Source organism: Sporomusa sp. (assembly GCF_035561155.1).
GTDB lineage: Bacteria > Bacillota > Negativicutes > Sporomusales > Sporomusaceae > Sporomusa.
Window position 1 is genome coordinate 1 of sequence record NZ_DATMYD010000074.1, and the last position, 22986, is coordinate 22986.

Annotated in this window: 13 protein-coding genes and 2 tRNA genes; 6 read left to right on the top strand and 9 right to left on the bottom strand. The window is 49.0% G+C overall.

The window, feature by feature from the left end; genetic code table 11:
• Positions 1-166: 166 nt before the first annotated feature.
• The 3 genes from VN447_RS09650 to VN447_RS09660 all read right to left on the bottom strand — a co-directional run bounded on the left by VN447_RS09650 (position 167) and on the right by VN447_RS09660 (position 3537).
• Positions 167-2815 (bottom strand): phosphoenolpyruvate synthase, encoded by a 2649-nt coding sequence (locus tag VN447_RS09650; RefSeq protein ID WP_325525050.1) that lies wholly within the window; start codon positions 2813-2815, stop codon positions 167-169.
• 479 nt (positions 2816-3294) lie between these two features.
• A tRNA-Ser gene (locus VN447_RS09655) sits at positions 3295-3385 on the bottom strand.
• Between the two features lie 63 nt (positions 3386-3448).
• Positions 3449-3537, bottom strand: a tRNA-Ser gene (locus VN447_RS09660).
• A 630-nt stretch (positions 3538-4167) separates the two neighbouring features.
• On the opposite strand from VN447_RS09660, the gene VN447_RS09665 reads away from it, so the two are divergent.
• The 4 genes from VN447_RS09665 to VN447_RS09680 all read left to right on the top strand — a co-directional run bounded on the left by VN447_RS09665 (position 4168) and on the right by VN447_RS09680 (position 8261).
• A complete protein-coding gene (locus VN447_RS09665; protein ID WP_325525051.1) occupies positions 4168-5115 on the top strand; it encodes a magnesium transporter CorA family protein in 948 nt (315 codons plus the stop codon).
• Between the two features lie 242 nt (positions 5116-5357).
• On the top strand, positions 5358-6224 hold the full coding sequence (locus VN447_RS09670) for a CsgG/HfaB family protein (RefSeq protein WP_325525053.1): 867 nt from the start codon (positions 5358-5360) through the stop codon (positions 6222-6224).
• Between the two features lie 31 nt (positions 6225-6255).
• Entirely contained in the window at positions 6256-7356 is a 1101-nt protein-coding gene (locus VN447_RS09675; RefSeq protein ID WP_325525054.1) for a hypothetical protein, read from the top strand.
• 17 nt (positions 7357-7373) lie between these two features.
• Positions 7374-8261, top strand: coding sequence for an LPP20 family lipoprotein (locus VN447_RS09680; protein ID WP_325525056.1), 888 nt, complete (start codon positions 7374-7376; stop codon positions 8259-8261).
• A gap of 62 nt (positions 8262-8323) precedes the next feature.
• Here VN447_RS09680 and addA read toward each other — a convergent pair whose 3' ends face one another.
• From addA to VN447_RS09700, 4 genes are all read right to left on the bottom strand, one after another.
• Entirely contained in the window at positions 8324-12076 is a 3753-nt protein-coding gene (gene addA / locus VN447_RS09685) for a helicase-exonuclease AddAB subunit AddA (RefSeq protein ID WP_325525057.1), read from the bottom strand.
• Positions 12077-12081: 5 nt separating this feature from the next.
• On the bottom strand, positions 12082-15561 hold the full coding sequence (gene addB, locus VN447_RS09690) for a helicase-exonuclease AddAB subunit AddB (protein WP_325525058.1): 3480 nt from the start codon (positions 15559-15561) through the stop codon (positions 12082-12084).
• Positions 15558-17156, bottom strand: a complete 1599-nt coding sequence (locus VN447_RS09695; protein ID WP_325525060.1) for an HD domain-containing phosphohydrolase — start codon at positions 17154-17156, stop codon at positions 15558-15560. The genes addB and VN447_RS09695 overlap by 4 nt, the downstream gene beginning before the upstream one ends.
• A 102-nt stretch (positions 17157-17258) precedes the next feature.
• Positions 17259-18401, bottom strand: coding sequence for an iron-containing alcohol dehydrogenase (locus VN447_RS09700; RefSeq protein WP_325525062.1), 1143 nt, complete (start codon positions 18399-18401; stop codon positions 17259-17261).
• Positions 18402-18853: 452 nt separating this feature from the next.
• Between VN447_RS09700 and VN447_RS09705 the strand changes: the two genes are divergently transcribed.
• Entirely contained in the window at positions 18854-19264 is a 411-nt protein-coding gene (locus VN447_RS09705) for an EVE domain-containing protein (protein WP_325525064.1), read from the top strand.
• A gap of 96 nt (positions 19265-19360) precedes the next feature.
• Positions 19361-19720 carry a hypothetical protein gene (locus VN447_RS09710; RefSeq protein WP_325525065.1) on the top strand — a complete coding sequence of 120 codons (360 nt, stop codon included), beginning with the start codon at positions 19361-19363 and terminating at the stop codon, positions 19718-19720.
• 117 nt (positions 19721-19837) lie between these two features.
• Here the strand turns inward: VN447_RS09710 and VN447_RS09715 are convergent, their stop codons facing one another.
• Both VN447_RS09715 and VN447_RS09720 read right to left on the bottom strand, forming a co-directional pair.
• Positions 19838-21241, bottom strand: a complete 1404-nt coding sequence (locus VN447_RS09715) for an anion permease (RefSeq protein ID WP_325525067.1) — start codon at positions 21239-21241, stop codon at positions 19838-19840.
• Between the two features lie 114 nt (positions 21242-21355).
• Positions 21356-22588, bottom strand: coding sequence for an NADP-dependent malic enzyme (locus tag VN447_RS09720; RefSeq protein ID WP_325525069.1), 1233 nt, complete (start codon positions 22586-22588; stop codon positions 21356-21358).
• Positions 22589-22986: the final 398 nt, after the last annotated feature.

A 22986-nucleotide genomic window follows, 5' to 3' on the forward strand; every position in this document is an offset into this window, starting at 1 on the left:
GACTCAATTGTTTCGGCTTAAGTTTAAACATACGAGAGCCCCAACTTTCGTCATTTATATCTACCTATATTATACCAAAAATGGGACTATATCGCTTTATATTTGACTTTTTCAGTGGTTTCGAACCGTCCCCTTGAGTCTACTCCTTTCATATAGCAAGCTTTTTTTAGTCCAAGAGTTCTACGAATCCGTGTGTACCATTCACGCGTATTTTCTGGCCGTCCCGAATTGTACGAGTCGCGTTATCAACCCCTACCACGGCTGGAATGCCGTATTCCCGAGCCACTACCGCCCCATGGGTCATTAGCCCGCCGACTTCCGTCACCAGCCCGGCTGCAAGCGGGAATAACGGCGTCCAGCCTGGGTCAGTGTACGGTGCCACCAAGATATCTCCCTTATCCATTTTAGCCTCCTCCAGCTTCAGGATGACCCGGGCACGTCCCTCGATCGTTCCGGCCGACACAGGGCTTCCAGCTAGCGCACCGGGCGGCACATGTGCACCTGGTTTGGCGGTAATGATTTCGCCCTCGCTGGTGATGGCACGGGGAGGATTCAGTTTCGCATCATGTTGGAATTTTTCTTTACGCATAGCGATAATAGTACGGTCTGCCTGTTGGGTCTCAATTATTTCTTTGATTTCCTGCAGTGAAAACCAATAAATGTCGTCCTTATGTTCGAGGATTCCTGCTGCAACCAGCTGGGCTGCCTCTTGCAGAATTGCCTGTTTGATCATATCCAGATTCTGCACAATAAAAAATTTGGGATGTTCTCTAAGCCCGATAAAGGAGCGGTGAACCTTTATCAGCCGCTGCATGCGCCTTGCCTTAAAGAACCCTCCGGGCGTTTCCCGCAGGCGTTCCAGTAGTCTGTTGCTAGCGAGTTCGGCTTCCTTTGCTCCTGCCAGAAAATCAACGCGGTGCTGACCGGGCTTGATACCCTTAATCTGACTCAGAATGGCGGGAACCAAATGGGTCGGAACTTCACGCCACCGTGGCCGGGTCACGTCGATTTCCCCCGTCCCTCGCATGCCATATCTTTCGAAGAAACCTAAGAAAACAGGTAAAACATCTACGCCACCGGGAACAGCCTTCAAGCCATCAAAAAACGTGTCGTCGGACGCATGCTTAAGGTACTCGATTACCGCAGGATGCATTCTCGCAGCGTCGGCCACATCGCCCAACGCCAATCCCATCTCCGTGGTTACATTCCCGGCGGGGGATTTACTAATGCTTCCTAACTCAGCCGCATCGCCCAGCCACTTTTTGGATAGGCTTTCAATAAGCTTGTAAGTAATCAGCGCGGCTCCCATATACGGGGCTGCCTTTGGCAGAACCATCAGCATCAAAGTGGACAGTATTTCCTGAATCTGCGCGATGCGCTCCGCACCAGACACTGCCAGCAGTTTTTTTCTGTTTTCTGTAACTTGGTCTTTGATAAACCGGTTTACCTCCTCAATTGCCTCCTTATTGTCATGATATAAGATGTTTTTGAGGACAGCAAAGGCTGTGGGAAAGACTTTTGTCACTAAAGCGAGCTCCACTTTTTTGCCGGGCCGCACCGCTGTCTGAAATTCATCTCTGCCGATAAAGTCCTGCACCGCCCGGCCAATCATTTCGTCGATATTGAGCAGTAGTTCGGGCAGCCTTTTTCTTACCTGAGGATACTCAAGCAAATGAGTCAGATCCAAATACAATCTTCCACCGGCTTCCAGCAGTTGATTGCTCTCATGCTGCGGCAAGCTTTTACCGATTGGAGCGAAGGTTCTCAGTACAGATATTCCCAGAGGTTTCATGGCCTCAGTCATCATTTGCTGATGACCGATGGACACGAAAAGGTGAAGTTCATCATCGGCTGCGCGGGGCACAGGATAGAGGGTAGTAATCGGCCGGCTCTGTAAAATAAATATCTCGTCATCAGCAATACTCCATTCGATATCCTGTGGACTTCTGAAGTGTTCTTCAATACTTCGTCCCATTCGGGCCAGCCGAACCGCGTTATCGTCTGATAAAGCCGGGGCAGTTTGCCGTTCTCTCGTAATTTCCGCTTTAACTGTTCCGCCATCAGACTTGGCATAAATAGCAATTTCTTTCTTGGCGATTTGTTTTTTGATCAATTTTCCGGATTTCACCTGGTATAAATCAGCAGAGACAATACCTGACACCAACGCTTCCCCCAGACCAAAACTCGCGTCAATGGCTACAATTTTCCGATTACCATTAACCGGATCGGCGGTGAACATGATCCCGGATACTTCCGGAAAGACCATCTGCTGTACGACGACAGCCAGCAATACTTTATCATGTTCAAAGCCATTTTGTTGCCGATAAACGATGGCCCGGTCGGTAAACAAGGATGCCCAGCATTTCCGAACACTGTCAAGGAGGTTCTGCTGCCCCTCAATATTCAAGAAGGTGTCCTGCTGTCCTGCAAAAGACGCACCCGGCAGATCTTCCGCCGTTGCGCTGGAGCGGACGGCATAGTTATAATGGCTGCCGGTCTTTTGCCAGGCCTGAATAACTTCCTGTTGGATCGGGGCAGGAATGTCCAGCGTTTCAAGGTGTGCCCGGATGCGGTGTCCTGCTGTTTTGAGATCTGCGAGCGATTCAGCATTGATGAATGCCAAGGACCTTAATAACTCGGCAAACTCTTTGCTTGTATTTACGAAATCAACATATGCTTTTGTCGAAACACAAAAACCTATAGGCACCTTGAGCCCGGGAATTTGGCATAACTCGCCCAGGTTTGCGCCTTTCCCGCCGACACTAGACAGGCTTGATTTATTGATTTCAGAGAAGTGAAATACATATCGATTCATGCTGGTTCACCCATTTCATAAATATTATTGAAATCGCTTAGTTCAATCAGGCTAGTACGGGCAATATCAGTATGCGCTTCATCAGTGGCAGTTATCGTTTTATGTCACAATCGTCAGGTAAGTACTTACTTAACTACAATTTATATTATATCCTCTTTGATTAAGCCTACACTGAAGAAGCGATTGCGCCGCACCGGGAAAAGAATATGCGATAAAGAAAACACGGCTTGCGCCGAGCCTTTGGCGAAAGCGGAAAAGCCGCCTGTGCCCTTTGGGTAATGTTGCCCTTATCCAGCAGAAAGTTACTTTCTGTCAGGATAAAGAAAAAAACAGGGCTATAATGATGGCCCTGTTGCTATTTCGTTGGCATCTTTGCTGTTATTTGGTACTCTTTATTGGGCTTTGACGCGCACTAAGCCGTAAGGCAACACAAAAACGGCTACCAGTCTTATCAACTGATAGCCGTAAATGCTTAATTTTGGCGGAGTGGCAGGGATTTGAACCCTGGCAGGCCTCACGACCTCTAACGATTTAGCAAACCGTCCTCTTCAGCCACTTGAGTACCACTCCGTGTTAGACTAATTATACAAAATATTATATCAGTCGGCATGCCTTAAGTCAACTGACACTTAATGGCGGAGGGGGTGGGATTCGAACCCACGGTCCCTTGCGGGATCACTGGTTTTCAAGACCAGCTCCATAAACCGCTCGGACACCCCTCCGTATCTGACACATTTAGTATTATACCAAACGACAATCAGAATTGTCAACAAAACACGCCAAGGTAATTTTTCTCTATTAGTCGGACACTACTGGGCACCAGCAGTCCGGTCGGTGGTTTCAAGTTCCCGGACTATCTGAGGCAAGTCACGTAGCAGTTCATCCAGCTCTTCTTGTGTCAATATTATATCAAGCGGTGAATCCATCTTAAACACCTCCTTTGTTTGCGTACTCGGCGCACACTCAACCCGTCAGATTAATACATTAATACATAGAACTGCAGGTTTAGTATCATTCTACCATATAGGGTTCTCACCCTATGCTAAGCTACGGTAAAAAACAGGTTAATTTTTTACAAAAAGGTTGACTATTAACGTAAACAGAATTATATTCTTTATAGAGTTATTTAAAGATAATCAATAGAATTCTAAAAGTAGGTGAGATAGATGGACGTAGACCGACCTAGTGGGCCCATTTTGTTGTATTTAATTGAAAATAGGGGAATATTCCATTTTTTCTCGCCTAAAGTTTGTCTGAGCACACAGCATTACGCTGTTTAACTTTTACCACCCAGCTCGTCGACAACTCAGGCCTGGATTTGTATTCCCCTCACTTAGAAAGGGGGAGCAATCATGCTTAAAATTTATCGCAGCAACTGTACGCGTCTATATGAATTAACACTCCAGACACTTGAAAAGGGTGCCTGGCTCAAGCTAATAAATCCTACCCCGGAAGAACTTGAACAAGTGGCGGCAGCAACCGGCAGTCCACTTGATTTTCTTAAGGCGGCACTGGACGAAGAAGAACGTTCCCGTATTGAACTTGATGAAAACCACATGCTTGTTATTACTAATATCCCTGTTATGCGTGGTCATGACAGCTATGATGCTTTGCCACTTGGTATTGTGCTTACTCCTGAATATATTATCACGATCTGTTTGGAAGCCAACGATGTTCTCGCCGACTTCAATCCAGAAAACGCCCGGGTTTTTAGTACTTTTAAAAAGACCCGCTTTTTATTCCAACTCTTGTACAAATCAGCGGCATTATATCTTAAATACTTAAAGCAGATTAACCGCCGTACTGATGAAATTGAGCGCTATTTGCGGCGCTCCATGCAAAACGAAGAAATATTTCAGCTCTTAGAACTGCAAAAAGGCTTAACCTATTTTGCTGCGTCTTTACGTTCTAACGGCATTGTACTGGAAAAACTCCTCAGACTTCGTTCCACTAGTCAGGTACAGCATCTTATTAAGATCTATGAAGAGGATGAAGATCTCTTAGAGGATGTTATTATTGAAAACAAGCAGGCCATTGAGATGGTTGAGATGTACAGCCGTATTTTAAATGGCATGATGGATACCTTTACCTCCATTATATCTAACAATCTTAACCGGGTTATGAAATTCTTAGCTTCCATGACCATTATCCTGGCCATTCCGACTATGGTATCCAGTTTTATGGGAATGAATGTTGATATACCACTGCAGGGGCAAGGCGGCTTTGTAGCTACGCTGCTGTTTGCCGGAGCAGTTACCGCACTTAGTGCTTTTGGACTTTGGCGAAAAGGCATGTTCTAATAGAATAAATAAAATGCAAAAACCCGGGGTAAATGCCCCGGGTTTTTGCATTTTTATTTAGCACCTCCCCCCCAATAGCATCACAATAAAGGGATACTCTGTCGCTTACAGTCTTTTGGTTATTAGGTATATATACCCTGAAAAATGGTTAATTTTTCATTCCTGTCTTTTACCAGAGCAGGAAATTAGTCCTAGTACGCGAAATACTAAAAATGCGAAAATTTGGAGAGGAATGATTTATCGTGTCGAAAAGGCATATTAGCGCTGTACTTATTGGTTTCTTTTTGTTTTCCTGCCTGATAGGAGTTTTTAGCCCGTCTACCGTGTGGGCCGGTGAAAAAAAACGCATCGGTGTAGTAGACTTTGAAAACGCTTCCCAGGTTTCTGACCGGGCTATGGGACGCGGCATTTGTGATAGCCTGGTAAACGAACTTGTAAAAAACAAATCGTACCTAGTTATTGAGCGTGAACAATTGGCGCAGATGATGAGAGAGAAAAGACTGGGTATCGATGGTTTCAGTACTGGTCCTTCACAATACGTTAAGTTCGAAGGCCTTGATTATCTGGTAGTCGGCAAAATTGTTGAAGCCGGTGCACAACAAGTGAACTTATTCGGTTTAGCCACGCAAACTCAGGTTAAAGTAGTTCTGTCGGTTCGCATGATTGACGCCAATAGCGGCAATATTTTGTGGGCCGAGCAGGCAGACGGCACTGTGTCCATGGGCTCTCTCAACACTGATAACGGCCGTACCATTTTCGCCCAAGGCCAAAGCAATTCAGTGTTCTCAGAAGCTGCCCGCAAAGCAGTCGCTAAAGTTGTTGATAAAATCAATCAGGTCAACCCACTTGAAGGCTTTGTCGTACAAACGTCTGGCAAAAAAATATACATTGACCTTGGCCGTGAACAAGGCGTGCAACCTGGCCAATCCTATGTCATTTTCCGCGAAGGTAAGGTGATCATCCACCCGGTAACTGGTCGAATTCTTGGTGCAGAAAAATATGATATCGCAACAATCAAGATTGTCAGTGTCGAAAATGATATGGCCATTGGTGAGGTTCAAGGTTCAGCCTTCGGACTCCAAGCCGGCGATAAAGTAAGGAAGAATTAATTTACTCAATGTTTGTTAGGTGGTGGAAAGTTTGAAAAGGCTCACCCTTATTGTGACAATAAGCTTGATAACTTTACTTTTGTGTACACCCTTGGCACTAGCCAGAGAGGTTACCGTCCAGGGTTATGGATTAACCCGGGAGGAAGCCATTAATGACGCCCTCCGTAATGCAGTTGAGCAGGCTGTCGGCACCCTGGTAGACTCACAGACGCTCGTTCAAAATGCCGAAGTAGTAAAAGACGAGATCTATACTAAGTCCCGCGGTTTTGTCCAGGACTGGACAATTGTCAACGAACAGAGAAATGCTGGACAAACAATTGTAACTGCCCGCGTCCAGGTTGACACCAACCCCAACTCCAGGCTGATGGGCCAATTGCAGCGCTTAAAGCTGATTGAACAGGGTTTACGCGACCCGCGGATTGGCGTCATTATCCCAGAATACCACCTTTCCGCGCCAATACCCGACCCAGCCGGTGAAACCGCTATAATTAAGAAGCTGATTGAAGCTGGCTTCAGCCGGTTGGTTGATGCCCGCCAAATTCAGAATATCCGTTATACCAATACCGTTAAGTCAATTATGCAAGGCAGCAGAGAGGATGCCCTTTCTTTCGCCAGCAGTCAAGGACTTGATTATCTTATTGTAGGTGAAGCCTTCAGCACCCGCAACAGCAGCCTCTACGGCCTGGTTTCATGCGGTGCCCGGCTGGAAGCCAAAATAATAAAGGCTGATACCGGCGAGGTCATCGCAACAAACGGCCTTTACGGTACAGGTGTCCATTCCTCAGAATTTATCGCCGCTAAATTAGCCCTCAACGAAGCCGGTGAAAAAATGGGCGACTATATGGTACAGCAGCTTATGGCCTTTGCCAGCAATCCTGAAAAGGGGTTGCAGCTGGTAGTAAGAGGGATCACTAGTTACTCAAAGATTAGTATTTTAGAGAATGAGCTCAAGCAAATACGCGGTGTCAAAAATGTGTATGTCCGTAGTTATAATGGCGGCATAGTCACTGTTGACATCAACTATACTTATGCCCCAAAAACTCTGGCCAACGAGCTGGAGAAATTAAGCGGCATTAATCTGAGTATCACTGACATTACTAACAGTGGCATTCAGTCTGTAATGAAATATTAATTTAAAGGAGGATGTTTATGTTCAAGAAATCGTTAGTCTATCTCACCATCTTCACGCTACTCATTGCAGGGTTGCCGATGGTAGCCGGCGCAGCAACCGTGAATACCAACGTAAACGTATCTGTTTCCACAGTTGATCAGGTAGGTGCAAACGGCTCTGTTAACTGGGATGAAGGTTTTGTTGAGGCCATCGGTACCGGTGTACCCTCAAGTATTGCCAAGTCCCCAGCGCAAGCCCGGCTTATGGCCAGGAGAGCAGCTATCGTCGATGCCCAGCGCAATCTCCTTGAGAGTGTTGAGGGTGTAAAGGTCACAGCGGAAACCACTGTACAGAATTTCGAAACAACGAATGATACGGTAAAAACCCAAGTCTCCGGCATAGTGAAAGGTGCAAGAATTGTCAATGAACATCAACTTGCTGACGGCACTTATCAGGTAACTTTGCGCATTAATCTGTACGGCAAAGGGAGTCTGGCAGAAGTAATTACCGACGCCACAAAACCGATTACCCCTGTTCCCGTACCTTCCCCGTCACCGTCCTACTACCCAGTTGCACTGCCAGTGTACACTGGCCTAGTTGTTGACGTAAGCGGACTTCCCCTGGAACGCGCTATGTCCCCTGTCATCTTTGATGATACCGGCCGCGCCATCTATGGTCATATCAATATCATTCCTGAATTCGCTGTATCTCAGGGTATGATCGACTATATGTTCACTCCGGAAGACATCAGGGCGCTTGAGCTTGGCCAATCCCGCGCCGGTGCTACACCGATCATGGCTAAAGCGATCGGCCTTCGCGACCATAACGTAAATATCATTATTAGTCAAGCTGACGCTGACAAAATACTTGCAGCAAACGCGCAAGGTAACTTCCTGCCAAAAGCTATGGTTTGTGTAAGACAGTAGTTATTCCTATAAAAATGGGGTTGTGCTGAAACAAAAGTTTCGGCACAACCCCATTTTTTATATTATCCCCACGCCTCTAATTTGACTTCTCGTCCCAATCCGAACGCATACAGAACCTGCTCCTTAACCGGACGCCCAAGGATACGTTCCACAGCGATAGTGTACATGCTTAGCTGCGCCGCGTACTTGGCAGCCAGTTCATCGTCTGAGGCCACGCGGTCAGTCTTGTAATCAACAAGCACCAGCCCATCGTCTTCGGCAAACAGGCAGTCAATAACCCCCTGTACGAAAATCTGCTCACCGCAGCCATTAAGGTCAGGATAAAATTTTTCGGCAGGCAGCATCAGGCTAAACGGTAGTTCACGCCACACTTGCTGTGCTTGCATTAGTCTCTGTCCCAAGCTTGAGGCAAAGAAGGCGGCAATACTCGTGGCATCAACCGCCTGTGCCTGACCAGGTAGCAGAATCTGCCTGGCTTCCAGAGCCCGGGCTTGCTCAGCGATGGCTTCTGCCGTACACGCGCCTGTAAGCGAGATATGCTGCATAACAGTGTGGATCATCACCCCGTATTCAACAGGTGTCAGTCCAGATTTAGCCTGAAGAAACCGGGGCCGGACATGCACAGCCGGCAGGGTAAACAGGCGTTCGGCATCCGTTTCTTCCTGTTCAATAAGTTCAAGCCGGCGCTTAATCTCAGACACGGCCAGCTTGGCCGGTTTGCTAACAGCAGCACTACAACCGTACTCCCAGCGCAAGATATGCTCTACCCACTTTGTGTCAGTGCCACAGGCGACCGGCTCTAACCGCTGTACAGCAGTAAGAAGTGTGTCATCAGCCTGGTCAGACTGTTCCAGCGGTTTGATATCGACAGCCTGGTATATCTTTACATCCCAGGCGGAAGCATGCTGGGCCAGTTCTGGCGCCGGCAGGTCAGAGCACTCGCCATACTGCCTGATAACCGCACCGTCAGCATGCCGTGCCACTGCCATACCAATCCAGTCAAGATAGCTTTTGGCCTTAATGACCTGGCTAGGCGGCAGCTTTTCGGCCGGCTCACCAACACAGCGGCACCAACTGGCACATTTCTGCAATAGTTTTTTAGCCGAACCAACCAGTATTAATTTTTCCCGAGCACGGGTCAGGGCAACATAGAGAATCCTGAGTTCTTCTGCTTTAGTCTCAAGCTCAATTTTGTGTTGAATCCCCCAGCGTGCCGGTGTCGGATAGCGAAATCTAAGTTCAGGCAGCGTGACATACGGCCCAACGCCCAGTTCTTTGTGACATAATACCAGGGCAGTCGTGTCCTGCAGATTGAAGTTTTTGCCAATATCGGCCGCAATGACAACAGGAAACTCAAGGCCTTTGCTCTTATGAATACTCATGACCCGGACAACGTCTTCGCTCTCGCCCAGCGCCCGCGCAACCGACAAATCAGAGTTTTTGTCTTTTAGCCGCTCAATAAACCGCAAAAAGCGGAACAGGCCGCGGAAATTAGTGGCCTCATACTGCCGGGCGCGATCGTAGAGCGCCCGCAGGTTTGCCTGCCGCAAAACCCCGCCTGGCATGCCGCCCACATAATCATAGTAGCCGGTATCGTGAAAAATGCGCCAGATTAGGTCTGCGACGCCCTTGCGCCGTGCCAGACTGCGCCAGGCTGTTACCCTCTCAAGAAACAACAGCACCTTGTCTGAGGCCGTTTCTGCAGTACTATAGGCCATTACAGCATCCCAGAGACTGCCCTCATTCTTACACAGCCGCATACCAGCCAGCTCGTCCCCGTCTAAAGCCACTAATGGCGACCTTAGCACAGCCGCCAATGGAATATCCTGATGCGGATTATCAATTACATGGAGCAGTGCCAGCATGATGGTAATCTCTGTCTCGGCAAAGTAACCGGAAGCCAGCTCTGCGTAACAGGGAATACCGTTTTGCCGCAGCATGTCCTGCAGCGCCTGCGCCTTGCCCTGTACTGACCGCAGCAAGATGACAATATCCCGATAGAGCAAGGGGCGATAGCCGCCGCTGTGTTTATCAAAAACGTGGCAGCCGCTATTCATTAATTCATGAATTCGCCGCGCAATCAGCACCGCTTCCTGCTCAAAAGAACTTAGTTCCTCCTCAGCAAGCTGGCTGCCGATACTCTCTTCTCTGTCTTCGTTGGCCTCGCTGCCTGTTGCTTCGGCATCATCGGTTTGCTCGCCTTCATCAGCGCCCTCATCCCTGTCAATCATAATGAGTTCAACAGGGCCGCTCAGGCTGGGCAGTTCTGTCACCGGATAATCAGGACCAGAGTTAAGCTGCTCAGCCTGACCGTAATCAAGCTCAGCTGTCCGCTTAGTCATTAACTGACAAAATAAAAAGTTGGCTGCATGGAGCACACCAGCCCGGCTGCGGAAGTTCTGGCTGAGATCAATGCGTTTGCAGCCAGGAACCTCACCGCTTTGATACCGGTGGTACTTATCCATAAACAACTCAGGTTCGGCCAGCCGGAAGCGGTAAATGCTTTGTTTGACATCCCCCACCATAAAGAGATTAGGCTGTTCGTCACTGGCGACAAGACGGATGATCTCTTCCTGTACCCGGTTGGTGTCCTGATATTCATCAACCATTATCTCACTGAATTTAGCCTTAAGGCCAGTCGCTACAGCCGAAGGCCTGCAGGCATCCGGTGAAGCGTCAGCATCTCGCAGTACCGCAAGACACAGGTGCTCTAGATCATTAAAATCAACCACACCTTTGCCCTGTTTGGCAGCTGTATAGCCTGCCGCAAACCTGTTAACCAACTTGACCAGGGCAGCAATAAGCGGCGCAATCTGGCGCAAGTCGCCCATAAGCTCGGTATGGCTACGCTCAAAATACGCAGCTTTAGCATCAATTACCCGCTTTTTCGCTTTGTTACGCTGGCCCTGGAAATAGTCTTTTACCTCCTTGGCAACTTCCTTGCCCACTGGCGCAATGCGAGGAAAATTCACATCCGCTACGGCCGCCGACAGTGCCGTCCATGACTCGCTGGCAGCCAGCAGGAGGTTATCAATGATAGTGATATCTTCTGCAAAGGTACACGTATAGGCTGCTGGATTTCCGGGTTTTGAGGTCAGGGCCATGAGCGCAATCAATGACTGTCTGGCATCCTCCCATTCCAGCATAATTTTATCACGAACCAAAGCAGACCAAGGCGTAGTATCAAATTCAGCTTCAGGCGGCAAATCAAACGCCGCGGTCAAGCCTTCAAGCCAGTCTTCAGGCCAAGGGTGGCTGCGCGAAAAATTGTACAGCTTAAGCACCAGCCCGGCCAGCGAATTGTCGCCGTCTTCATCACCATAATGGTCAATCAGTGCCAGAAAATCGGGATCAGCCTGGGTATACCCCTCTTCAAATACAGCCTCAATCACATCACTCTTGATTAATGTGATTTCAGTCTCGTTGGCGATCCGAAAATTGGGCTCGATATCCAGCAGATAAAAATACTGACGGACAAGGCTTTGGCAAAAGGCATGCAGCGTGGAAATGCTGGCCGAGTTTAGCAACACCAGTTGGCGTTCCACATGACGTTTGAGCTCCGGGTCGGTTAAGTCCGGATGGCTAAGCGCCGCCGTTAAGGCTTCACCCACCCGGCTGCGCATCTCGTTTGCAGCTGCATTGGTAAAAGTAACAACAAGCACGCTATCTACACTCAAGCGTTCCCGGGGATCGATGATGCGGCGGATGATCCGTTCGACAAGCACCCAGGTCTTGCCTGAGCCGGCCGCTGCCGCCACTAAAAGGTTATGACCGCGCGTTTCAATGGCAGAGAGCTGTTCAGGGGAGCATTGCATCGCTCTTACCTCCTTTTTCGCTGGCGCAGTTCGTTCATAATGGTCTGATCATCTAATTTGGGCAGAGCCAAATAGTCATTTTCCGGCAGATTCCGGTCAAACTGGCATACCGGCCGGAAGGCGCAGTACCCGCAGGGAGTGGCTTTATCCAGGCGGTAGGGTCTGATAGCCGTTTCTCCAGCCAAAATTGCCTCAGCCACAGCCACCAGTTCTTGTTCAACATGCGCCAGCAGCAGGCTAAACTCTTCCTCAGTCTTGAGCTTATCCATACAGCTTTCGTAAAAACCGTTTTTACCAAGGGCAATTTTGAAAAACTCTGACCAGCCATTTAATGTTTCATCCAGGAGTCCGGCCAGGTTAACATCTGCCAGCAGCCAGCCCGGCATTTTGAGTTTGCCGTTAATCTCTTTTTCAATTTGCTCCGGGGTTTTCAGAGTTGCCCCTGACACAACCGGATTCTTCAGGAAGTAATACAGCACACCGGCCGGCAAACAGGCATTAGCGCCCTCCTGCCTGCTAACAGCCACTAATAAGTAGGTTAAGAGCTGCAACTTAAGACCATAATACACTTCAGCCAGACTAAGCCAAGCTCCGCCTGATTTATAATCAATGACCAGGGCATATTGTTGTCCATCATGCTCGCCCACATCCAGGCGATCAATCTGTCCGGCCACTTCTAACGCCCCCTCAGGCAGAGGAAATGTCAGCGGTGGCAGCGCACCCTGCCCTCGCCCAAAGGACTGTTCCAAAGCCAGCGGTTTAAATTTGCTCACCCGTGCCCAGGCTACCAACCGGCTTACCGCCCGGGCGGCCCGCCGGGTCAGCCGTGTAACTAAATGTTCATGCTGTTTACTGCTTAACAATATCTCATTTTGCAGTTTGGGAGCCAATTCGGTAACAATACCGGTACACATCTCGCTGATTTGCGTCTGAGTCACATCGCCCCAGTTTTGTCCACGCTCAGTCAGTCTGTCGCCAAACTGCTTAATCACAGCATGCAAAAATTGGCCTAAATCAGGTGCCTTAAGCTGATAAACAGCCCGTTCTTTCAACCCTAGGCCATATTGGGCAAAATGCTTAAACGGACAAGCGCGAAACGCTTCAAACCGGGTGACACTGCCCCGCAGCACGCCCTTTTTCAGATATAGTCGGCCTGATAGATTTTTCTGTAACCGTTCCACCTGGTTATGATGAAATAGGCCGGCCAGTGCGGCAGTCAGCTGAGCACGCAGGCTCGCCTCAGCCAGCGCCCAGTTATAGACATCCCACCAGGCCGGACTGATATGTCCGGTATGCTTGTACAGTCTGAGTGCGCCTGCCAGCGCCGCCAGTGCCCGCTCAGGTCTGGCAAGATACTCTGCTTCCCGCCCTGGCGGCGGTTCAACCGGCAGGGCCATTACCTTGACGCCGGTAATCTCTTTGAGCCGTCTCACGATCATTGACGGGCCCAGGGCTTTGCCTTCAGCATCAGCCAGCGGATAACTAACCCATAACCGTCTGCTGGCCCGGGTCAGGGCAGTATATACCAAAAACTGCTCAGCGAAGGTGTCGGCTGCCGCGCCCCCGCCAAGCTCAAGCCCCAGCGAGTTCAACAGTGCCCGTTCACTATCGGTTAACAGGCCTTCCTCCCGCCGTCGGCGTGGCAATGCACCATCACTCGCCCCCGGAACAAACGCTGCCTTTATTTTAAGCCGCCTAGTCCGTTCCAGAGCGGCAATTGTTACATAATCAAGCCCAGGTGGAATCAGGCTGAGTTTGGTTCCCTCCAGACCCTCACTAACTATGGCCGCAAAATCTTCAAGCGTCAACGGCTGGTCAGCAAAGGTATCCACAATCTGGTCCAATAACTCTACCACTTTTGCCCACATTTGCCGGTGTTCGCGGGCCTGTTCCAAGTCACCTGCTCCGTCAGCCGCGGCTGCCCATGCCTCAAGCGTATCAGCCACCTGTAAACCTGTCAGAAATTCATAGAGAGCCTGTGCCAACTCCACCGGCGGCAGGCCCTGGCGCACAGCCGGCAGCAGGCGTCCGGCCAGCTTCACTAATTCCTCCGTACTCTGACTGCGAATGTGATTGATCCGGCATAAATACTCCCGATCAGCTTCGCTTAGCTCATCGCTGGCCCATTCGTCCTCAGCCAGTGAATAGCGGCGGCGGAAAGCCCAGGCTTCCGGGTTGGTCCACCTTGAGCCACGAATGCCAAACTCCAGACAGTAGTTTTCTAAAATGTCGACTTCATCCCGCGTTACCGGGAACAAATCGGTTTTAAGACAACGAAACACGGGCTCATAGCTCCATTTTTCCAGAACAAGCTCTATCGCCGAGCGAACGAGCTCAGCGAGTGGATGGTGCACTGCCGGACGGCTGCCGTCGCTGAAAAACGGAATATTATAATCAGCCAGTACTGTTGTCATCAGCTCGGCGTAGCTTTCCGTATCACGAATCAGAATGGCCATATCCCGCCACCGCAAGCCTTCTTCCCGACTTAACCTGATCATTTCACGGGCAATGGCCTCAGCCTCCGCCCGGCGGTTGGCCGCCTCAGCCAACGTAAAACCACTATCTTTACCTTGCTCAATCTTGTCCCCTGCTTTGCGGCTGCCAAAAAACTGCTGCTCAATGGCCGTCAGCACCGGCTTTTCAAAACGGCGTGGAATAACCAGCTCTTGCTGACTAATCGGCACTTTTAAGTCTGAAGCCAATTTTTTTAATTTTGTATAGGTTTCCCATTGGCGGTGAAACAGCGCTTCTTCCCGGGTATTGAACAGATCATCCGGCTGATCCAGACAAATAGTAATGGTAACGCTTGCGGCTGCTTGCAGCAATGCCTCCAGTACAGCGTATTCCTGGGGTGTAAACCAGGTAAAGCCGTCTATCCATACTTCAGCCTGAGCCAAGAGACTAGCCTCAGGAATTTTTTCAGCTAAGAGACTCAAGTAATCCTCCGGATCGATATACCGCCCAGCCAGGAAGTCTTCAAACCCCTGGTAGAGCAGGGCTAAATCATGTATCTTGCCAGCTAGCGCCAGACTGCCCAAACGCTCTTGATCGCCGGCCATAGCGGCAAGCATCTCTGGACCAATCCCGTATGCTTTAAATTCTTTAACTAAGCCTTCTATCGTTTCGGCAAAGCTTTTTTCTGATGCAGCCCGCGTGAGCAGTTTTAAACTGTCCTTATGCTCCATTAACAAGCGGCTAAATACCATGCGTTTACCCAATTCAGAGATATGGGGCCGGGCAGCCCCCCCAGTCTCATTCAGTACCCGGTGCGCCAGTCGGCGGAACCCCAAGACATGAGCGCGAACAAAACCATTTTCCGGGCAGGCTGAGGCCAAGGCCCGCTCCACTTCATAGGTAGCCTGTTCCGGTACAATAAAAATAAGCGGCCGGCCATCAGGCGATTCGGCCAGCCGGGATAAGACTTCATTAAAGCATTGCCAGGTCTTGCCGTAGCCGGCCCGGCCCAAAATCAGTTTAAGTGTCAAACGCCGTCCCCCCTGTAGCGTTTTTCAACAAGCTCACAAAATATTGCAGTAAGCTCAGGATCAAACTGGCTGCCAGCCTGCTGCCTAATTTCGGCAAGGGCAGCACCAGGTTTCAGGGCTTTACGGTATGGCCGGTCACTGGTCATCGCATCATACGCGTCGACAATAGCCAGAATCCGGCACTCCAGCGGAATCTCCTTGCCTTTAAGACCGATCGGATAACCACTGCCGTTCCACCATTCATGGTGCTTCAAAATGAAGTCAGCAATCGGAATGAGGTCTGAGATCGACTGTGCAATCCGATAGCCAATATCTGCATGCCGCTGTACCTCCATATGTTCTTCAGGCGTTAACAGACCAGGCTTAAACAATATCCGGTCAGGTATACCCACTTTCCCTATATCATGGAACTGAGCCAGCAGTTTGATATCGCCTGTCCGGCGTTCCGATAAATTAAGGCTTGCAGCTAGCTCTTCCACCCATTCCTGCATTCGGTCGCCATGACCCTCTGTAATAAAATCACGAATTTCAAGCGCTTTTAGCAGTGCCTTGACAATAGCACTGCGGGTGTTGCGGCTCCGGTGCAGTTTTTCCCGGTACATATTGTCATCAGCTTCCCGGAACAGCTCATTCATTGTAACAGTACCCGCTGTCCCGGCTGCGCTTACGGCAAAACCAATAGACATACTCAGCGGTAACTCCAGATGTTCGGCGTTATACACGTCCACAGCGCTGCGTATCCGGGAGCAGATGGCTCCAACCCGCTTGACATCTGTATCCGGTAATAGAATAGCGAATTCATCACCGCCAATTCTCGCTACAATATCACTAGCACGGACACTGGTTTTAATGACCTCGGCGACCGCATCCAAAAGCAGGTCACCCTGCTCGTGACCCAGTGTATCGTTAATCAGTTTGAGCCCATCAACATCGCACAAAATAATGGCTACCGGCTTTTTACCAGAACGTTCAAACCGCCCCATTTCTTTTTTAAAGAACGTTCTATTATATAATCCGGTGAGCGCATCATGATAACTCATATACCTAAGCTTTTTCTCAATCTTCCTGCGTTCAGCCAATTCCTGCTGTAATGCAGTATATAGTGTTGCATTAGTAAGAGCAATTGACGCCAAATCAGCAAAACGGCTGAGCACAGCGACTTCCTCTTGCCCAAATTCTTTCGGTTCATCATAGGCCAGACCAATAATGCCCACAAGGTTGCCACCCGCTTTGAGCGGCATTCCCATTACGGCACTAAGCCCGTTGTATTCAGGCTCCTGTTTACGGTAGAGCCAGGAAGCATAGTCATTAACAATACAGGTTTCGCCATTAACCATAACCTGGCCCATCACTCCATCACCAGGAGTAATCACCATGCCAACATAATGGGTATAAAAGCCGGCAGCTACTTTAAGTGTAAATCTGCCGGAAGCCTCGTCAAGTAGTGCAATATAACCGTTCTTGGTGCCAACCAGTTCCCCAGCCCGGCACACCATACTTTCAAGCAATTCCCGAATATCAAGATGGTTCATTAGGGCCATCGCCGTATCATGAAGCGCAGTAAGATAGGCGTTCAGACGGTATACATCAAGCATATATCATCCCTGCCTTTCCCAAGGTTCCTGTTTTTTGCGGAAATACTGCAATATAATTTCGCCGCCGCCAAACAGCATTCCTTCTGGGTATAATTGTAAAAATCACTCCCCGGTATACACCCGGTTAAGCACCTTAGCCATTTGCTCAGCAGTCACGGTTACAGGGTTAACACGGGTAGACCCTTTGAGGCAATTAGCAACTAAGTCTGCGAAACCGTTGTCAAAGGCCGCGCGGCTGATGCCGGTTTGTTCAAGTCCTGCAGGAATATCCAGTGCTTGATTGAGTTCCTTCACAGCGGTAATAAAATCACTACTGCCAGTACGCCCAATGCTCCGGGCCAGTTCATTTAACCGGGCGGCTACTGCCGGGTTCTGAGCATTAAACTCAAGCGCGTAGGGCAACACAATAGCGTTTAAAAGCCCATGCCCCAGATCAAATTTGCCGCCAAGCGCATGAGAAATACCATGAGCCATTCCTAGGCCAGTGTTGTCAAAGGCCAAGCCGGCGATACATTGATAGTGGTGAACCTTTTCCCGGCTCTCAAGGGTCTTGTCTCGATAAGATACAGGCAGCCAAGTAAACAATCCGGCCACAGCTCCTTTAGCCAGTACCTCAGTAAAATCGTCCAAACTATCATTCATATAACATTCAACAGCATGAGTAAGTGCATCTAATCCTGTCTCAGCTACAATATTGTCCGGCATAGTCAGCGTAATATCGGCGTCCAGGATGGCCACATCAGGAATAAAGGCCGGAGTCTTAAGACCAATCTTCAGTTCAAGTTCGCGGAAGGTAATTACAGCGGCTTTGGTTACCTCAGCCCCTGTCCCCGAAGTAGAAGGAATGGCGACAAATTTTAAGTTTTTACGAACAGCCGGCAGCTCACCGGCCTGCGCTTTGGCAAAATCCAGCTCAGGATATTCATAAAACAACCCCATCACTTTGGCGGCATCAATCGGCGATCCCCCCCCAACGGCAACTAATAAGTCAGGTGCAAATTCGCGCATTTTAGCCAGCCCGTCAAGTACGGCCTGAGTATCAGGATTTTTGCCAATGCCACCATAAACATAAGTAATGCACCCTACATCAGCAAGAATTTTCTCTATTTTAGCGATAACACCACTTGTCTGCATAGCACTGCCACCAGTGACAATAAAAGCCCGACTGGCCTTAGTCTCTTTAAGTTCAGTAATTGAGCCGCGACCGGTAATAATAGCCTGGCCGCCTAACATTAGTTTTTTCATTTTTTATCGTCTCCTTTTCGCGGGAGTGAGATTGCCACGCTGGCGCTCGCAATGAATAAATAGGGAAGCAATCTCGCTTTTCTTACATAAAGTATTGGACAAAAAAGGGAGAAATACCTGCCCTGTAGGTAAAGAAATCAGGTGCCGTTTTACGGCAAGATTGTCTGATAATATAAAGAAAACCCGGCTTGCGCCGAGCCTCTGGCGAAAGCGGAAGCCGATGTTGATCCAGGAGAAAGTTATACTTTCTTTCAAGATAGAAAAACGTACCAGCACTAAGGCCGGTACATATGTCTATCCGGAGAAACAAAGGGCCACGAATAATGTTCTATTGCAACATGTACGTAATTCAATTGACCGGTATCCCTGAGGATGACAAAGCTTCTGCTTTTTGAAATAATCCAGCAATTACTGTACAATAAGACTAAAAACTAATCGACGAGGTGAATCCTATGTCCTTTTGGCTAGCAAAAACAGAGCCTGATACCTTTAGTTATGCCGATCTTGAACATCTAAAAAAAGATATGTGGGATGGTGTTCGCAATTTTACTGCTGCCAAGCACATTAAGAACATGCATCCTGGCGATCTTATTTTCATTTATCACTCAGGTAAGGAGAAAGCTATTGTCGGCGTGGCAGAAGCAGTATCTGAACCCTACCCTGATCCCACTTCGTCAGATCCCCGTTTTGTCACCGTTGACGTCATCCCCCGCCACCGTCTGACTCGCCCTGTTACACTGCGCGAGATCAAGGCTTTACCTAACTTTTCCAACTGGGAGCTGGTTCGCCAATCCAGGTTGTCTGTCATGCCTGTTTCAGAAAGCCATTGGCAACTCATTACGAAATTATCAGAACAGCCTTAGTTTGGCAAAAAGTATGTTGTTTTCCCTAAAAGCGAGATATCAATTACGCTTCCTAACCGTGGGAAACCTTTATGCATTATATGGGAGTGACAAAACATGTTTGATATCGTCATTGTAAATGGTATCCTGGTTGATCCTGAGAAGCTTACCCGGACTAATGGTAATGTAGGTATCGTAGATGGGAAATTTGCAATTGTAACTAAAGACACAATTCACGGCCATCAGGAATTTGACGCATCTGACCGTGTAGTCAGCCCAGGTTTTATTGACATACATGGACATATTGACTTGGCTGATTATTGTGCAGAACTCTCTTTACGCCAGGGGATTACTACTACTGTCGGGGGTAACTGTGGCTTTAGCCCCATCGACATCGATTCATTCTTTGCTGTACAGGAAAAACGGGGATTCATCATTAATCAGGCAGAGTTTATTGGCCCAACAACAGTATGCTGATATTATCGGCCTTCTGCATCTGCCAGATAGAGCAGCTAGATAGCCTTGCCCATACCAAGACCATCAACGACAGAGCGGCATCTGACGAAAGCCAGATGCCGCTCTGTCTTACATATGTTACCAGAGACCAAGAAACTTCCACCACATACTTCCGATACCAATAAATATAATCAAGTTGACGATAGACATAATAAATCCGATCTTCCACCAGGTTCCCTGGGGGATGTAGCCCGATCCGAAGAAAATCGGTGCCGGACCGGTTGCATAGTGAGTCAGCCCGCCGAACAGGGCGGAAATAACGCCGAGACTCATAGCCGTAAGGAAGGGAGGTGCACCAGCCGCGACGGCCACGGCCAGAAAGGCCGCATACATGGCGGTAACGTGCGCGGAAAGGCTGGCAAAAGCATAGTGGGAGTACATATATACGAGGAGCAATACTCCAAGGGCAATCGACCAGGAGTATCCGACCAGCGAGGCTCCTACGATCTTGGCGAACCAGCCAATGAGACCTAGTTTAGTAAGCGCACCAGCCAGGCTGATTAAAGCACCCATCCAGACGAGGGTATCCCATGCACCTTTTTCTTCAAGAACGTCCTGCCATTCGATCGCCTTGCCGACGAGCATGATTCCGACACAGACGATAGCGGCGATAGTTGCATCTATTTTTGTATAGGCTGATGTACTCCATAGAATAAGTGCAATGATGAATGTCCCGGCAACCACTTTTTCGCCGTAGGACATCGGGCCCATCTTCTCTACTTCTCTCCGGGCAATGATTTTAGCTTCTGGTGTATTGGTGATTTCAGGTGGGTAAAGCTTATAAATGATATACGGCGCCAGAGCCAACGCAATCAAACCGGGAACAATACCCGCGAGAGCCCATGTGCCCCAACTGATTTGTACCTTTGCCGTTTGCAAGGCCAGCGCAGCAACCAGTGAGTTGGGAGCAACAGCGGTCAAAAACATTGCCGACGTAATGCAGTTGCCCTGAAAGGTAGATTTCATAAGATAAGAGCCGATTTTACGAGATGTCTCTCCCGGTTCCGAGTTGAAGGCTGAAGAGAGGCTGCGGACAATAGGATACAAAATACCGCCGCCGCGGGCTGTGTTCGAAGGTGTCGCAGGTGCAATGATTAAGTCGCTAAGAACCATGGCATACGCCATCTTCAGCGAGCTGTCACCGATAGCGGCCATAATCTTGTAGGCAATACGGCGCCCAAGTCCAGTCTTGACAAACCCTTTGGCAAACAGAAAGGCCGACACGATCAGCCATATGGTCGTATTGCCGAATCCTGATAGAATATCAGCCGGAGTCACAATATTAAATAAACCTGTCAGGCCAACGCTAATTAAGGCAATGGCACCGATCGGCAGAGGCTGAAGAATAAAGCCGAGAATGGTAGCAACAAAGATGGCAAAAAGCTGCCATGCAGGCGCCTTCAGCCCAGCTGGCACCGGTAGAAACCAGATAACAGCACCAACAGCTAGCACGATCATCCCATTACGTAGATTTTTGTTCATGATACACTCCCCTTATCTCAGAATTCGCCCTCCAAAAGCCGGGCCACTTCAGAACTACAATAGACCCGGCTCAGTGGAGCAATCACTATTTTCCGCCCTGTCCTGACAAGCCGCCTATTCTCTTTTTGTCCTAGCTGCAGTATTGATTCGGATTTGCTCGGGGTCAACCTGGATCCGGGCTACTCCGGTCTCAATCGCTGTTTTGGCAACAGCTGCCGCAACTGCCGGAGCTACCCTGGTATCAAAGGCGTCGACTACGACATAGTCCTCGCGAAGGTCCTTCTCGTCAATCAGGTCTGCGATCGCATACGCTGCCGCCAGCTTCATGGCTTCGTTGATCTGCCGCGCCCGAACATCAAGAGCTCCCCGGAAAACGCCAGGGAAAACAGTTACGTTATTGGTCTGGTTCGGGGCATCGGAACGCCCGGTTCCAACTACTCTTGCGCCAGCCTCTTTTGCATCTTCATAGGATGTCTCTGGCACAGGATTGGCCATAGCAATAACGATAGAATCCGCCTCCATAGATGTGATAATTTTTTTGGTAAAAACCCCTGGAGCTGAGACCCCAATAATCACGTCAGCACCGCTTACAATTTCGGCCAAATTTCCCTGGACCTTTGCTTTATTGGTATTCCTGGCCAGCTCTTCCTGAACGCGGTTGAGTCCGGCCATACCATCGTACAACGCCCCATTAACATCAACCATAGTCACATTTTGGGCTCCCGCGTTCACCAGCAGCCGGCCGATCGCCGAACCGGCGGCGCCAGCTCCGTTAACTACAATCCTGGCAGATTTGAGGTCTTTCTTCACGAAACGCAGTGCGCCCAGCAGCGTGGCGAGCGCAGCAATCGCCGTCCCATGCTGATCATCGTGGAAAACGGGAATATCCATAATCTCTTTGAGTTTGTCTTCGATGTCGTAGCATTTGGGAGAAGAGATATCTTCCAGGTTGATCCCTGCAAAGGATGGCTGAAGCAGTCTGACCGTCTCAATGAATTTATCTGGGTCCTTTGTGTCTATACAGATCGGAAAAGCATCAACATCGCCAAACGTCTTGAACAATACGCACTTACCTTCCATGACAGGCATAGCTGCTTCTGGGCCGATGTCACCCAGACCAAGAACCCTTGTACCATCGGTGGCCACAGCAACCATGTTGCCCCGGCATGTCAGTTCAAAAGATAAGTCCTTGTTCGCCTTGATGTCCTTGCAAGGCTCTGCCACTCCAGGAGTATAAGCAAGACTCAGATCATGCCGATTTTTCAAAGGCACCTTGCTGGCTACTCCCAGCTTTCCTTGATTATCCCGGTGCAGTTTCATCGCTTCTTCCCGAATATTGCCGCTCATAAGAATCGCTCCTTTATAGATAATTCACACTAATCATAACATACTGAAAGATCGTTGTGTGGATTAATGATTATTTTTGCCTCAGCGTTTGTCATTCTTAGACTAAATTCGCTAATATCTATTCTGAAGATGTCATTTTTCCTTCTTTGCTGATGCCGTTATAACAACATGTCTATAAAGAAAACACGGCTTGCGTCGAGCCTTGGCGACAGCGTAAGCCGAAGTTGCCTTATCCAGGCGGAAAGTTATATTTTCTTACAGGGAGTCTGCTTAAAAAAAGAGTGATTTGGACTGTTCCAGTCCATTCGAGAGAGATAAATCATCACAATGTCTTTATTTAAGCAAGAAAGAGGGTCTATTGCTCGCTTAAGACCTACATTCTAACTCTTAACGGTTCC